Here is a 13,279-nt window from a genome sequence, read left to right as displayed (position 1 = left end):
CTTTGCTTTTTAAGGATAAAAACTCAACATTAACGAAATAAACACACCCGTGATGATCAGTTGCACCAAGCAAAAGCCCATGATGTCTTTGGCTTTTAGGCCTGCAATGGCAAGCACAGGGAGTGCCCAAAAGGGTTGTATCAGGTTAGTCCACGCATCACCCCACGCAACGGCCATCGCTACACGAGGTATGTCGGCACCGAGTGCGTGTGCTGCCGGGATCACGATTGGTGCCTGAACGGCCCATTGACCTCCACCAGATGGCACAAAAATATTTACAAACCCCGCACTTAAAAAGCTCCAAAAGGGCAGTGATTCGGTGGTTGCAATGGCAATAAACCCTTCAGATATTTGTTGGGCAAGTCCTGTTTTGACCATGATGGCCATAATCCCTGCATAAAATGGAAATTGAATCACGATGCCTGCGCCACTCGGGATCGCCTGTTGTAAGCTTTGCAGTAAATTATGAGGTGTTTGATGCAGTAAAATAGCGCTGAACAGGAAAATAGCGATGACACTATTTAAGTTTAAGCCACCGCCACTGAGCACAAAGTAATAAAATAGATAGCCAAGACCAACAAGGCCAATACCGATACCTAATATACGACTATGCTCAATCACTTCGGCTGGGCGAGTGGGTTTTACTGATGCCGTGGGCTCATCGTTAAGTTTTGCTGGGTCAACATACACACTGTCTTTCTCGTTTGGCAACATGTAGCGATTAACCAATGGCATAATAATAAATAAACCCAGCACAATCGCAATATTAAAGCCTGCGAAGACGGTGTTTTCAGTGCCAATTACCCCAATACTTTGTTCCGAAAAGTGCCCATCGGTGGCGATAGTTAGCGGTACTGAACCCGCTAAACCACCATGCCAGACAATAAAGCCTGAATAAGCGCTGGCAACCAGTAGTCGGTAATCTACCCGGGTTTGTTTGGCAATCGCTTTGGCAAATAAAGCCCCTATAACCAAGCCAAATCCCCAGTTTATCCAACTTGCCAATAAAGAAACTAACGTCACTAGTATGATTGCTTTAGCGGGGGTATTCGCGAGCGTCGCAAGCGTGGTTAACAGGTGTCGCATAACAGGGGTACTTGCCAGCATATAACCTGTTAGCAAGACCAGCAGCATTTGCATGGCAAATTGCAATAAGTTCCAAAAACCACCTCCCCACGCAGCTAATACTTGCACCGGGGACGAGGGGGTAAAAATACTGGCCACAATAAAGCTCAGCAAGGTTAATAAAATGACGAAAATAAATGGATCTGGTAGATAACGTTCAACCAGCTTGGTAAATGGTTTAGCAACGCGATTTAGCATAGTTTTTATTGTTGTCGTTGAATCGATAGTGCCAATTAATCATGAATGAAGCTAATTGGCAAATTGATACCGAGGAGACTGTATTCGGTGTATTAGAAAAAGCAGTGTTACGGTTGCTGTTCGAGTACCGCTTTTAGTCGTGCCTGCACTTCTTCAACCAGTAAAATGGGCTGAAACTTTGATAAAAAGGCATTACAGCCGACTTTTTCGACCATCGCCTGATTAAAGCTACCACTGAGTGAAGTGTTCAATACAATGTGTAAGTTTTTAAGACGATTATCGTTACGAATTTCGTGTGTAAGGCGGTAACCGTCCATCGCGGGCATTTCTGCATCGGTGATCACCATCAGCAGTTCTTTTTCAACATCTTTGCCTTCATCTGCCCACCTCTTCAGCATGTTAAGTGCTTCAAGTCCGTTACGTGCAGGGATAATTTCAATACCAAGTTGAGAGAGCGTGTCACTCACTTGTTTGCGGGCTGTGGGAGAGTCATCAGCATGCAGTATTTTACGACCAGCAAACTCATTAACGATGCTTTTATCTAAAATGTCGTCAGAAATATTGACTTCGTATTCGATGATTTCAGCGAGTACTTTTTCAACATCAATGATCTCCACTAAGTGTTCTTGGCCATCGCGTTTGATTTTAGTGAGTGCGGTTAAGTAGTGATTTTTACCAATCGCCGTTGGCGGTGGCATGATGTCAGACCATGTCATGTTGATGATTTGATCGACCTTCCCAATCAAAAAGCCTTGCACCGTTCGGTTGTATTCAGTAATTACAAGGTTGGTATCTTCGATATGCTGTGCATCAGGCATACAAATCGCCTTGCGTAAATCAATCACGGGGATGGATTCGCCACGAATATCGACCACGCCAGCAACCTTAGGGTGGGCGTGGGGGACTTTGCTTATATGTGGTATTTTTACCACTTCTTTGACTTTAAAAACATTGAGGGCAAATAGATGGCGGCTATGCAGGTAAAAAAGCAATAGCTCTAAACGGTTTTCACCGACCAGTTGCGTGCGTTTGTCGACTGAGGCTAAAACACCAGACATATATCACCCTAAATACTAAATACAGAGAAAGTATAGTCTACTATTAATTTTCATTGTTACGCATTAGTAATTTTCCATCAGTTGCCAAAGGCTAAGCATTAAAGTACCGTATCGGATAAATTCCTCTACGACTATTTGCAAGGATTATGCATCATCTATTTAATCGTTTAGTGGTGATTATTCGCAGCCATATTGACCAAGTGAGTTGGCAAGCTGTGGTAATAACAACCCTATTGCACATGCTACTTATTTGGTGGTTACTTGTGCTTGTTGGCGAGCAGGCCTTAACACCACTTAGCACCTATTTTTATTATTATGTTGTGACAACGTCAACGGTAGGCTATGGCGACTTTAGCGCCAGTACAGAATTGGGACGTTGGATTGTTGCAATATTACAAATACCATTTGGTTTAGCATTATTTGGCGTTCTGTTAGGAAAAACAGGGCAAACAGTAACTTACTTAATTAGGCGCGCTATGACGGGTGATAAAAGCTTCGCACATATTAACAATCACATCATTATTTTTGGCTGGCATGACACGCGGACTAAAAAGATGATTGACTATATTTTAGCAGATCAAAAACGTTTAGATCGTCGTATTCTGCTCGCTGTGACAGAGCAAATGGAGCATCCATTTTTAGCCAACCCGCACGTCGATTTTGCCCGTTTAAGCAGCTTTACCGACATTGACGAGCTAAAACGAGTGGCGATTGAACGCGCAGATAAAATTATTATAGATGGTCAAGATGACGACCAAACGTTTACTACAGCGTTACGTATCAGCAAATTAGTGAATGAACACTGCCATATCAGCGCGCATTTTGATGATGAAACAAAAATCGAAATGTTGCTAGAGCATTGCCATAATGTCGAGTGCAGCAGTGCAAAATCGGCTGAAATACTTGTACGCTCTATGCAAGACCCTGGCTCAAGCCGTGTTCAGGAAGAGCTATTATCAACCTTACATGGTGATACACAGTTCAGTTTGCCAATTCCTAAGGGAGTGCAAGCAATGACATTTGGTAATTTATTTCATCATTTTAAGCAAAGTCATGACGCTATTTTATTGGGCGTTGCCCATAATCTTAGTGCGCAAGATATGGATTTAAATCCGCCGCTTGACTATGTCGTTAGTGAAGGCGATATTTTACATTATATTGCTGTTGAGCGTGTGTTAAGCAACGAAGTTGATTGGCCGGCCTTGGTGAAATAATGAATGAAGTCGCGTTTTTAATTATTGTTCTCAGTGCCTACATTTTACCTGTGGTCATTGTACTCAATAGTAAGCGCACGCAAGGTCACGAAAAGAACGCCTGGTTGATCGGTATCATCTTTTTCTCATGGCTTGGTTTGATTATGTATCTGACCATTGTGCCCAAGCATGGGCACGTCAAAAAGCACCGTAAAGGTAAAAGCTAGATTACTTGAGTTGCTTTAATTTATGTTCAATCAATGGATCATCTGGCGACAGTTGCTGAGCGACTTCGAGTAACTTTATCGCGTCTTTAGGGTGCGCCTCTTGGTGCTTAATGGCTATATCAATCAGAGGCTGTACATCAACAGCCTCCTTTTGCTCTTGGAGATGCTCAGCCTTTTCATCAATCAAAATATTATGTGCGGTACTGAGCAAAGCTAAACGGTGTGCAGAGCCTTTATTCGCTTTATTTAAGCGTCGGTAGTAATCTTCTTTAAAGCGCAAGGTTTTTGTTTGTTGGCGAAACTGGGCAATATCAACCTGTTGATGGCGAATAAAATCCACCGCCACATCCTTATAAAAACCAAACTTATTTAAATAGGTTGCATGAACACTGTGACCCATGCCAAACACCCGTAAATGGGTTAATTGTGGGTAGCGTTTAGCGTGAGCGCGGTCAATTCGATTGGTCGGGTCATAAATAATGTAACCTTTAGCTTGCCCTAAATCTACGTCGTGGTAATCACCTGCCCAATCAAATTTTTGTGCGATATCAGTACTTGAACGGTCATCCCATGGCGCTTTTTCTTTATTTTTTGTACTGACAGGGTGAAATAGCAGCACCTTATCGAGCTTCAACAAATTAGCAAATGCACCTACTGCAAAGCCTCCTCGGCTTAAACCATAGCCTAAGCGTTCTTTAAAGCTGCCAATAAGAGGGGCTAACTGCTCAATAAAAAATAATAAATTACGGTGTCTAAACCAGTTACTGATACCTAAATGTTGAAAGGCAATGATATTAACATCTTGCTTTTTTGCGAGCTTGTAGGCCCATGGTGAGAAATCATCAGTAAGGTCATGTTCTTGATAATTTGTCCCCGCAGGAGAAAAGGTAAATAGCAGAGGTTTGCTGGCGTCGATGATATGATACTTCACATACACATCACCGAGTAAGTCGCCGCCCGTGAACGGCACTTGTTTTTGCTGTTCTGCATGGGGGAGCTGGGTCCATTCATCTAGCCAATACAATAATTTCATACATCCCCCACGGTACCTCTAAAATAAAGGGGACACATTATAGCAAAAATAGCCATTTAATAAAAATGGCTGCGACTTTAATATGTTAGCTTTCACTCATGGCGATTATTTGTTGCCAATCATGCTCCGTGACGGGCATGACTGATAAACGCCCACCTTTTTTTAGGGCTATGTCAGTGATGGCGTCATTTGCTTTTATCGCTTGTAAGCTCACTAGTTTGTTAAGGTGCACTTTATAAGTAACATCAACGACAAACCAACGTGGGTTTTCTGCTGTGGCCTTCGCATCATAGTAGTCACTGCTTAAATCAAATTGCGTTGGATCAGCATAGGCTTCACGTGTTATTTCGCCAATGCCCGCAACGCCTACATGTTTACAGCTTGAGTGATAAATCATCACTAAATCCCCTGCTTTTATGCCATCACGCATAAAGTTACGGGCTTGATAATTACGTACACCATCCCACATTGAGGTTTGCTTTGGCGCGTTTTTTAAATCATTGATTGAAAACGCATCAGGTTCGGTTTTAAAAAGCCAATAAGCCATAATTAGGTGCCCTTACAAAGATTTACTTCCAATTAGTCTATAGTATCATTAAACGCTTGTCGGGATTGAGGATAAATAAATGAGCCAAGTATTAGATGATTTACTGTCGTTGCTATCGTTAGAAGAAATTGAGCAAGGCTTGTATCGAGGGCAAAGCCAAGATTTAGGGTTTCGTGCTGTATTCGGTGGTCAAGTTATGGGGCAAGCTTTGTCGGCTGCCAAAGAAACGTTACCAGAAGGGCGCATTGTCCATTCTTTGCATTCCTATTTTTTACGCCCTGGTGATGCCGAAAAACCAATCATTTATGACGTCGAAAATATTCGTGATGGTAAAAGTTTTAGTACGCGTCGCGTGAAAGCGATTCAATATGGCAAACCTATTTTTTATATGACAGCGTCATTTCAAGGGGAAGAAGAGGGGCTGTCGCATCAAGCCCATATGCCAGATGTGCCACAGCCTGAAGAACTTAAGTCATCGCTTGAATTTTACCAAGCGAATGCTGAGCATATACCCGAGGTGATCCGCAATAAATTTATTCGTGAGGTGCCGATTGAAATGCGCCCAGTCACGTTTCATAATCCATTTAAACCTCAGGTAATGGAACCTGTTAAGCACATTTGGTTTAAAGCCAATGGCGAGATGCCAGATGACCAACGCATTCATAATTATTTATTGGCGTATGCATCGGACTTTGAATTTTTACCCACGGCTTTACAACCGCACGGCGTGTCGTTTATGCAACCTAATATGCAAGTGGCGACAATTGACCATGCGATGTGGTTTCATCGTCCGTTTAGGCTTGATGATTGGATTTTATATTCGATTGATAGCCCAAGTGCGAGCTCGGGACGGGGTTTGGTGAGAGGCCAGTTCTTTGACCGTCAAGGCAACTTAGTTGCCTCAACGATCCAAGAAGGAGTGATGCGCCAGCGCTAATCCTTTGAGTGCGTAGCTTGGCTTTGCACTATGTCATCAATTGACTGCCAGACACGTGCTGGCAGCAATGCTTTTAGATACATATATACTTCACAAAGTGCATTACTACCGGTAAAACCGTGCTCTGTTTCGGTAATTAACTTTTGCTCACGTAAGCTTGAAATAAACCCGATAAGTACTTTTTTATCAAAAAACTCAGGGGTTTTAATGCCATGCAGCGTGCCTAAACGCTCTGCTAATACTTGGCTTTCGTGCTCAAGCTCTTCTCGCTCAATCCCCTTGCTGGTTTGAATAAAGCCAACCACGATTGCATAACGCTGCAAGGTTAAGCTCAAGGCTCGCCCTAGCATTTCGAGTTTTGCTAAGCAGTCGTTGCTGTTTGTTACTTTAATATTATTGCCATCGATTTCAATTAAGTCTTGATCAACAAAGCTGGCAAGAACGCGAGTAATGTAGTTTTCATCTAACTCATGTAAGAACCACTCTTTGGCAAATAGCGGGTAAAAGCGTGTAATCACGGCTTGGCAATCAGCCAGAGTCGTTTTGTGTGTTTTAAATAAATGCAGTGCCAGTAAGCTGGGAACAGCGAACAAGTGCAACACATTATTACGATAATAGTTAAACAGCGTTTTTTCTTTATCGTTAATTGCAATGATTTCGCCAAATTCGTCGCTGATCACATCAAATTTATTCAGTTTTAATGCATGCTCTAACAGCTGCTCTGCGCTTTCATTGGGGGTGGTCACTTTGTCGCTATAGCTTGCACTACGTTGCAGGTGCAAGTAGAACTCAAGTTGGGCAATCAGTTTGGGTTTACTCAGCGCATGTTTATCGTTAACCAGTAAGATCATCGCTAACAAATTCACCGCATTAAGCGCCGCAGCGCTATTGATATTAACCATCACTTTGTCTGCAAGATTAGCGACTTGTGGGCCCAACCATTGTGGTTTTTGTACATCTGTTGGGTGGATCGATTCACGCCAATCAGGTTGCTGCTCATTAAGGTATTGGTTTATCGAAATGGGGTCGCCAAAGTTTAAGTAGCCACGGCCATAGTTTTTAAGGTTTTTAATAGCCTTAAAAATCCCTAATACGGATTCGCCTTTTTTGTCGTTACCTGCCAGCTCTTTTAAATACGTATTAATCTCCATTACGTGCTCATAACCAATGTAAACGGGCACAATCGAAATAGGGCGATCGATACCGCGCAGCATCGCTTGCAATGTCATTGCTAACATGCCCGTTTTAGGTGGTAACAAACGACCTGTACGACTGCGGCCACCTTCGGTATAAAACTTTACTGAGTAGCCTTTAATGAATAACTGGCTTAGGTACTCTTTAAATACAGAGGAGTACAATTTATTGCCCGCGAATGAGCGACGAATGAAAAATGCACCACTGCGGCGGAATACGCCACCTGCAGGGAAGAAATTTAAGTTGATGCCCGCTGCAATGTGCGGCGGTACTAAGCCTAAATGGTAAATCGAATAGGTCAGTAATAAGTAATCCATATGCGAGCGGTGACAAGGCATATAGATAATCTCGTGGCCTTTGTCGGTTAGCTCATGGACTTGCTCAGAAAATTTAATATCGATGCCGTTATACAACTTATTCCACAGCCACGTCAAAATACGATCGGCAACACGAATAGTCGCGTCACTGTAGTTAGCAGCGATCTCGTCTAATAATTTAAGCGCATTTTGACGCGCTTCATTTTGGCTAATGTTTTTTTCTTTTGCCTCTACTTGAATGGCTTTTTTGATGGTTGGCGAGGCAAGCAGCGAATTAAACAACTGCTCACGTGAGGGCATTTTTGGCCCGGTAGCTGCCAGTTTCTGACGACGGAAGTGCACGCGAGCAACACGTAGCAATTTATGTGGCAGTTCATCAACATCGGCTTTTTCGTTTACCAAGAGCGATAAGTCGAGCGGTTGGCTAAAGCGAATAAAGTTGTCACGACCTGAAAACAAAATGACAAAGAACTTACGAAACCAGCTTGGCGTAAGTGAGTGTGATACCAATGTACCTAAACCTGGCTTTTCTTTTCCTGGGTTACGACCCCATAAAATAGTAACCGGGATAACCTGTACGTTTTTCTCACCTGAGTGCATTAGGTGGTCAATAATGTGTTTGCCTTGGTGAAGTGCATTACTGGGTTTACTTTTATTACCAAACAGAGGCGGCGGGTTTTGAATACCAATAAAACGATCAAGCTCTTTATTACCCAAAAGCTGCTCTTCTGTTGGACTTGGTAAGCCGTATTTTTTACACACGCGTGCGAGTGCCGCTAAATCAGAGCGCGCATTGAGTCTAACAATATAAAAGGTCGGGTTGGCGGGGTTTAGGTTATATTGCTCAATCGGGTTTTCTGGCAAGACCTTACTTTTAACAAATAAGCGGTTCATACCGGCAGAAATGATATTTAAACAACGATTAATGATACGCATTAACTCACCAAAGTAATTAAGAGTAATAATAGAAACAAAAAAAGCGCCATAGAATAGCAATTATTAACTGGACTGACCATTGCCATAGTGTGGCTTTTGGGTTTATTCAAATTAACTATAGTAAAGCAAAGACATAGCTTAACTGAATTTAACTGAAATATTATACAAAGCAGACTTTATTCGTTTTAATCCTAAAAAGTTGTTGCATTTATCACCAATCTCACTATAATACGCAGGCTTTCAAAATTCCCTCGGGAACTTGGAAGGAACATTAAGCTTGGATTTCAAGCTAATAAAACAGGAACTCCGATTTGGAGTTCAACGTAGATATAAGAGAACAGCCGACATCTTAGTTAGTAAGATTGTTTCGGTCGTTTTTTTATGCTCTTTTTAAATGCTCTTTATATTGAGGTTTAAGAATGTCAAATCAACGCATTCGTATTCGCCTAAAAGCTTTTGACCACCGTTTGATTGACCAATCAACGGCGGAAATCGTGGAAACTGCGAAACGCACTGGCGCACAAGTACGTGGTCCAATCCCACTACCTACACGCTTTGAACGTTTTACTGTACTAACTTCACCGCACGTTAACAAAGACGCGCGTGATCAGTACGAAATCCGCACCCATAAACGTCTGATCGACATCGTAGAACCAACTGACAAGACTGTTGACGCGCTTATGCGTTTAGATCTTGCTGCTGGTGTTGATGTTCAAATCAGCCTGGGTTAATCGGAAGATTAGAGAGGTTTTAGGAAAATGGCATTAGGTCTAGTCGGTCGTAAAGTGGGTATGACACGTATCTTCACTGAAGATGGTGTATCTATCCCTGTGACAGTTATCGAAGCGACTCCTAACCGTATTGCTCAGATCAAATCTGAAGCAACAGACGGTTATAACGCGCTTCAAGTAACCGCAGGCACTAAAAAAGCAAGCCGTGTAAACAAAGCTGCAGCGGGTCACTTCGCTAAAGCAGGTGTTGAAGCGGGTCGCGGTCTGTGGGAATTCCGCCTAAATGGTGGTGAAGGCGATTTTGAAGTAGGCGCTGAGCTTACTGTTGAATTATTCAACGAAATCAACAAAGTTGACGTAACCGGTACTTCTAAAGGTAAAGGTTTCCAAGGTGGTGTTAAGCGCTGGAATTTCAGCATGCAAGACGCGACTCACGGTAACTCTCTATCTCACCGTGCTCCTGGTTCAATCGGTCAAAACCAATCACCTGGTAAGGTGTTTAAAGGTAAGAAAATGGCCGGTCACATGGGTGCTGAGCGTGTAACGACTCAAAACTTAGAACTAGTTCGCGTTGACGCTGAGCGTAACTTGCTTTTAGTTAAAGGTGCAGTACCTGGCGCTATCGGCGGTGACGTTATCGTTAAACCAGCTGTTAAAGCATAAGTCCTGGAGATTTAGTGATGGAATTAGCAATTAAAGACGCTTCTGGCGCTCTTGAAGTTTCTGAAGCTACTTTTGGACGTGAGTTTAACGAAGCATTAGTACACCAAGTAGTTGTTGCTTACGCAGCAGGTGCTCGTCAAGGTACTCGTGCTCAGAAGACACGTTCTGAAGTAAGCGGTGGTGGTAAAAAACCATGGGCTCAAAAAGGTACTGGCCGTGCACGTGCTGGTACAATCCGTAGCCCAATTTGGCGTTCAGGTGGCGTTAGCTTCGCAGCTAAACCACAAGATCATAGCCAAAAAGTAAACCGTAAAATGTACCGCGGTGCGATCAAAAGCATCTTATCTGAATTAGTTCGTCAAGAGCGTTTAATCGTTGTTGAGCAGTTTGGTCTTGAAGCACCAAAAACTAAAGAACTAGTTGCTAAGCTTAAAGAACTTGAGCTTAAAGATGTTCTTATCGTGACTGAAGAAGTAGATGAGAATCTATTCTTATCGGCACGTAACCTGTACAAGGTTGACACGCGTGATGTAGCTGGTATCGATCCTGTAAGCCTAATCGCTTTCGATAAGGTACTTATTACAGCTGCTGCTGTTAAGCAACTTGAGGAGGCGCTAGCATGATCCGTGAAGAACGTCTTTTAAAAGTGATCCTTGCTCCACATATCTCTGAAAAAAGCACTATCGCTGCTGAAGAAAACAACACGATTGTTTTCAAAGTAGCTAAAGATGCAACTAAAGCTGAAGTTCAAGCTGCAGTTGAGAAGCTTTTTGAAGTAGAAGTAACTGGTGTTCGCACACTAAACGTTAAGGGTAAAACAAAACGTACTGGCATGCGTTTCGGTCGTCGTTCAGACTGGAAGAAAGCTTACGTTACTCTTAAAGAAGGTAGCGAGCTAGACTTTGTCGGCGGCGCCGAGTAATAAGGGGAGTTAGAATTATGGCACTTCAAAAGTGTAAACCAACTTCTGCGGGTCGTCGTCACCTGGTTAAAGTGGTTAACCCTGATCTTCATAAGGGTAAACCTTACGCACCACTACTAGAGAAAAACTCTAAGTCTGGTGGTCGTAATAACAAAGGTCGTATCACGGTTCGTCACATCGGTGGTGGTCATAAGCATCATTACCGTGTAATCGACTTTAAACGCACTAAAGATGGCATTCCAGCTGTTGTTGAGCGTCTAGAGTATGATCCAAACCGTAGCGCAAACATCGCTCTTGTATTATATGCAGACGGTGAGCGTCGTTACATTATTGCACCTAAAGGCTTAAAAGCTGGTGATTCAATCCAGTCTGGTGTTGATGCACCAATCAAAGCTGGTAACACATTACCAATGCGTAACATGCCTGTAGGTTCGACTGTTCACAACGTAGAATTAAAACCAGGTAAAGGTGCTCAAATCGCACGTTCTGCTGGTGCATACGTTCAAATCCTTGCACGTGAAGGTCAATACGTTACTCTACGTCTTCGTTCTGGCGAAGTTCGTAAAGTTCCAGCTGACTGTCGCGCAACACTTGGTGAAGTAGGCAATGCTGAGCATATGCTTCGTTCACTAGGTAAAGCTGGTGCAAATCGCTGGCGTGGTATCCGTCCGACAGTTCGTGGTGTTGCCATGAACCCGGTAGATCACCCGCACGGTGGTGGTGAAGGTCGTACATCTGGTGGTCGTCATCCTGTGTCTCCATGGGGTAAACCGACTAAAGGTGCTAAGACACGTAAGAACAAGCGTACTGATAAATTTATCGTACGTCGTCGTACTAAATAATAGTTGAGGAATAGCCATGCCACGTTCTCTCAAGAAAGGTCCTTTTATTGACCTACACTTGCTGAAGAAGGTAGAGAAAGCGTTGGAAAGCGGTGACAAGAAGCCAATTAAAACTTGGAGCCGTCGTTCAATGATCATACCTAACATGATCGGATTGACCATCGCTGTCCATAATGGTCGTCAGCACGTTCCTGTGTTTATCACAGACGAAATGATCGGTCACAAACTAGGTGAATTTGCACCAACTCGCACTTACCGCGGTCACGCTGCGGATAAGAAAGCGAAGAAACGTTAAGAGGAGAATGATAAATGCAAGCATTAGCTAAACATAAATTCGCCTCTGGTTCGGCGCAAAAAGCACGTCTAGTTGCAGATCAGATCCGCGGACTTCCGGTTGATCGCGCTCTAGAAATCCTGGCGTACAGCCCTAAAAAAGCGGCTGTATTAGTTAAGAAAGTACTTGAGTCTGCTATTGCTAACGCAGAGCATAACGAAGGTGCTGACATTGATGAGCTTCGTGTAACTACGATCTTTGTGGACGATGGTCCAACAATGAAGCGTATTATGCCACGTGCTAAAGGACGCGCAGACCGCATCCTTAAGCGTACAAGCCACATCACTGTTGTGGTTTCAGATAGCTAGGAGTATAAGTAATGGGACAAAAAGTTCATCCTACTGGTATTCGCCTAGGTATCTCTAAACCTTGGGTTTCTACCTGGTACGCGAATTCAAAAGATTTCTCTGATCAGCTTTTTGGCGATCACAAAGTACGTACATTCCTTACTAAGGAATTAAAAGCGGCTTCTGTGTCTAAAATCGTTATTGAGCGTCCAGCAAAATCTATCCGTGTAACAATTCACACAGCTCGTCCTGGTGTTGTTATCGGTAAAAAAGGCGAAGACGTTGAAAAACTACGTCAAGCAGTAACTAAGATTGCAGGTGTTCCGGCTCAGATCAATATTTCTGAAGTTCGTAAGCCTGAACTTGATGCACAACTAGTAGCTGACGGTATTGCGTCACAACTAGAGCGTCGTGTTATGTTCCGTCGCGCTATGAAGCGTTCGGTACAAAACGCAATGCGTATTGGTGCAAAAGGTATCAAAGTTGAAGTTAGCGGTCGTCTTGGCGGTGCTGAGATCGCACGTTCAGAATGGTATCGTGAAGGTCGTGTACCTCTACATACTCTTCGTGCTGATATCGACTACGCAACTTCTGAAGCCTTAACCACTTATGGTATCATTGGTGTTAAAGTTTGGATCTTCAAAGGCGAAGTTATTGGTGGTTTACCACTAGTACAAGAGCAAGAGAAGCCAGCTAAACGCGCGCCAAAGAAAGCCAAAAAAAGTGCTAAGTAGA

The 13,279-nt window shown here is 43.2% G+C and carries 16 protein-coding genes; 11 read left to right on the top strand and 5 right to left on the bottom strand.

Translation table 11 applies throughout. From position 1 onward, the window contains the following. Nucleotides 1–9: 9 nt before the first annotated feature. Entirely contained in the window at nt 10–1,323 is a 1,314-nt protein-coding gene (locus tag BWD47_RS14515; protein WP_036974234.1) for a short-chain fatty acid transporter, read from the bottom strand. Between the two features lie 107 nt (nt 1,324–1,430). Further along, a complete protein-coding gene (locus BWD47_RS14510; protein ID WP_075594188.1) occupies nt 1,431–2,381 on the bottom strand; it encodes a chemotaxis protein CheV in 951 nt (316 codons plus the stop codon). 146 nt (nt 2,382–2,527) lie between these two features. Between BWD47_RS14510 and BWD47_RS14505 the strand changes: the two genes are divergently transcribed. Then, nucleotides 2,528–3,595, top strand: coding sequence for a potassium channel family protein (locus BWD47_RS14505; protein ID WP_036974230.1), 1,068 nt, complete (start codon nt 2,528–2,530; stop codon nt 3,593–3,595). After that, nucleotides 3,595–3,801, top strand: coding sequence for a PLDc N-terminal domain-containing protein (locus tag BWD47_RS14500; RefSeq protein ID WP_036974228.1), 207 nt, complete (start codon nt 3,595–3,597; stop codon nt 3,799–3,801). The genes BWD47_RS14505 and BWD47_RS14500 overlap by 1 nt, the downstream gene beginning before the upstream one ends. 1 nt (nt 3,802) lies before the next feature. Here the strand turns inward: BWD47_RS14500 and BWD47_RS14495 are convergent, their stop codons facing one another. Beyond that, nucleotides 3,803–4,834 (bottom strand): cytosolic protein, encoded by a 1,032-nt coding sequence (locus tag BWD47_RS14495; RefSeq protein WP_075594187.1) that lies wholly within the window; start codon nt 4,832–4,834, stop codon nt 3,803–3,805. Between the two features lie 85 nt (nt 4,835–4,919). Continuing rightward, nucleotides 4,920–5,381 carry an EVE domain-containing protein gene (locus tag BWD47_RS14490; protein ID WP_075594186.1) on the bottom strand — a complete coding sequence of 154 codons (462 nt, stop codon included), beginning with the start codon at nt 5,379–5,381 and terminating at the stop codon, nt 4,920–4,922. A gap of 79 nt (nt 5,382–5,460) precedes the next feature. Between BWD47_RS14490 and tesB the strand changes: the two genes are divergently transcribed. Next, complete coding sequence (tesB, locus tag BWD47_RS14485; protein ID WP_036974222.1) at nt 5,461–6,318, top strand: acyl-CoA thioesterase II; 858 nt, start codon at nt 5,461–5,463, stop codon at nt 6,316–6,318. Here tesB and plsB read toward each other — a convergent pair. Further along, nucleotides 6,315–8,765, bottom strand: coding sequence for a glycerol-3-phosphate 1-O-acyltransferase PlsB (gene plsB / locus BWD47_RS14480; RefSeq protein WP_075594185.1), 2,451 nt, complete (start codon nt 8,763–8,765; stop codon nt 6,315–6,317). The genes tesB and plsB overlap by 4 nt on opposite strands. Nucleotides 8,766–9,184: 419 nt before the next feature. Between plsB and rpsJ the strand changes: the two genes are divergently transcribed. Genes rpsJ through rpsC form a run of 8 tightly spaced genes read left to right on the top strand, consistent with a single transcriptional unit; the run spans nt 9,185 to nt 13,278 of the window. After that, a complete protein-coding gene (rpsJ, locus tag BWD47_RS14475; RefSeq protein WP_002957900.1) occupies nt 9,185–9,496 on the top strand; it encodes a 30S ribosomal protein S10 in 312 nt (103 codons plus the stop codon). A gap of 27 nt (nt 9,497–9,523) precedes the next feature. Beyond that, entirely contained in the window at nt 9,524–10,159 is a 636-nt protein-coding gene (rplC, locus tag BWD47_RS14470) for a 50S ribosomal protein L3 (RefSeq protein WP_036974218.1), read from the top strand. Nucleotides 10,160–10,176: 17 nt separating this feature from the next. After that, a complete protein-coding gene (gene rplD, locus BWD47_RS14465; protein WP_036974217.1) occupies nt 10,177–10,782 on the top strand; it encodes a 50S ribosomal protein L4 in 606 nt (201 codons plus the stop codon). Then, complete coding sequence (rplW, locus tag BWD47_RS14460; protein ID WP_036974214.1) at nt 10,779–11,081, top strand: 50S ribosomal protein L23; 303 nt, start codon at nt 10,779–10,781, stop codon at nt 11,079–11,081. Before rplD ends, rplW begins: the two co-directional genes overlap by 4 nt. Before the next feature lie 17 nt (nt 11,082–11,098). Further along, a complete protein-coding gene (rplB, locus tag BWD47_RS14455; protein ID WP_036974212.1) occupies nt 11,099–11,923 on the top strand; it encodes a 50S ribosomal protein L2 in 825 nt (274 codons plus the stop codon). 16 nt (nt 11,924–11,939) lie between these two features. Continuing rightward, entirely contained in the window at nt 11,940–12,218 is a 279-nt protein-coding gene (gene rpsS / locus BWD47_RS14450) for a 30S ribosomal protein S19 (protein ID WP_010376377.1), read from the top strand. Nucleotides 12,219–12,232: 14 nt separating this feature from the next. Beyond that, nucleotides 12,233–12,565 carry a 50S ribosomal protein L22 gene (gene rplV, locus BWD47_RS14445; RefSeq protein WP_004588690.1) on the top strand — a complete coding sequence of 111 codons (333 nt, stop codon included), beginning with the start codon at nt 12,233–12,235 and terminating at the stop codon, nt 12,563–12,565. Nucleotides 12,566–12,576: 11 nt separating this feature from the next. Then, nucleotides 12,577–13,278 carry a 30S ribosomal protein S3 gene (rpsC, locus tag BWD47_RS14440; RefSeq protein WP_036974210.1) on the top strand — a complete coding sequence of 234 codons (702 nt, stop codon included), beginning with the start codon at nt 12,577–12,579 and terminating at the stop codon, nt 13,276–13,278. The last annotated feature ends 1 nt before the right edge of the window (nt 13,279 follow it).

It is taken from the genome of Pseudoalteromonas sp. PAB 2.2, from assembly GCF_001938575.1.
In the GTDB taxonomy this organism is placed as follows: domain Bacteria; phylum Pseudomonadota; class Gammaproteobacteria; order Enterobacterales; family Alteromonadaceae; genus Pseudoalteromonas; species Pseudoalteromonas lipolytica.
This window is presented reverse-complemented; position numbering and strand designations above follow the sequence as displayed.

Bases quoted from the DNA above. Each gene is read 5' to 3' on its own strand.
- BWD47_RS14500 (WP_036974228.1), top strand. From the start codon at position 3,595: ATGAATGAAGTCGCGTTTTTAATTATTGTTCTCAGTGCCTACATTTTA.
- BWD47_RS14505 (WP_036974230.1), top strand. From the start codon at position 2,528: ATGCATCATCTATTTAATCGTTTAGTGGTGATTATTCGCAGCCATATT.
- rplB (WP_036974212.1), top strand. From the start codon at position 11,099: ATGGCACTTCAAAAGTGTAAACCAACTTCTGCGGGTCGTCGTCACCTG.
- plsB (WP_075594185.1), bottom strand. From the start codon at position 8,765: ATGCGTATCATTAATCGTTGTTTAAATATCATTTCTGCCGGTATGAAC.
- rplW (WP_036974214.1), top strand. From the start codon at position 10,779: ATGATCCGTGAAGAACGTCTTTTAAAAGTGATCCTTGCTCCACATATC.
- BWD47_RS14490 (WP_075594186.1), bottom strand. From the start codon at position 5,381: ATGGCTTATTGGCTTTTTAAAACCGAACCTGATGCGTTTTCAATCAAT.
- rpsS (WP_010376377.1), top strand. From the start codon at position 11,940: ATGCCACGTTCTCTCAAGAAAGGTCCTTTTATTGACCTACACTTGCTG.
- rplD (WP_036974217.1), top strand. From the start codon at position 10,177: ATGGAATTAGCAATTAAAGACGCTTCTGGCGCTCTTGAAGTTTCTGAA.
- rplV (WP_004588690.1), top strand. From the start codon at position 12,233: ATGCAAGCATTAGCTAAACATAAATTCGCCTCTGGTTCGGCGCAAAAA.
- BWD47_RS14510 (WP_075594188.1), bottom strand. From the start codon at position 2,381: ATGTCTGGTGTTTTAGCCTCAGTCGACAAACGCACGCAACTGGTCGGT.
- rpsC (WP_036974210.1), top strand. From the start codon at position 12,577: ATGGGACAAAAAGTTCATCCTACTGGTATTCGCCTAGGTATCTCTAAA.
- rplC (WP_036974218.1), top strand. From the start codon at position 9,524: ATGGCATTAGGTCTAGTCGGTCGTAAAGTGGGTATGACACGTATCTTC.
- BWD47_RS14495 (WP_075594187.1), bottom strand. From the start codon at position 4,834: ATGAAATTATTGTATTGGCTAGATGAATGGACCCAGCTCCCCCATGCA.
- BWD47_RS14515 (WP_036974234.1), bottom strand. From the start codon at position 1,323: ATGCTAAATCGCGTTGCTAAACCATTTACCAAGCTGGTTGAACGTTAT.
- rpsJ (WP_002957900.1), top strand. From the start codon at position 9,185: ATGTCAAATCAACGCATTCGTATTCGCCTAAAAGCTTTTGACCACCGT.
- tesB (WP_036974222.1), top strand. From the start codon at position 5,461: ATGAGCCAAGTATTAGATGATTTACTGTCGTTGCTATCGTTAGAAGAA.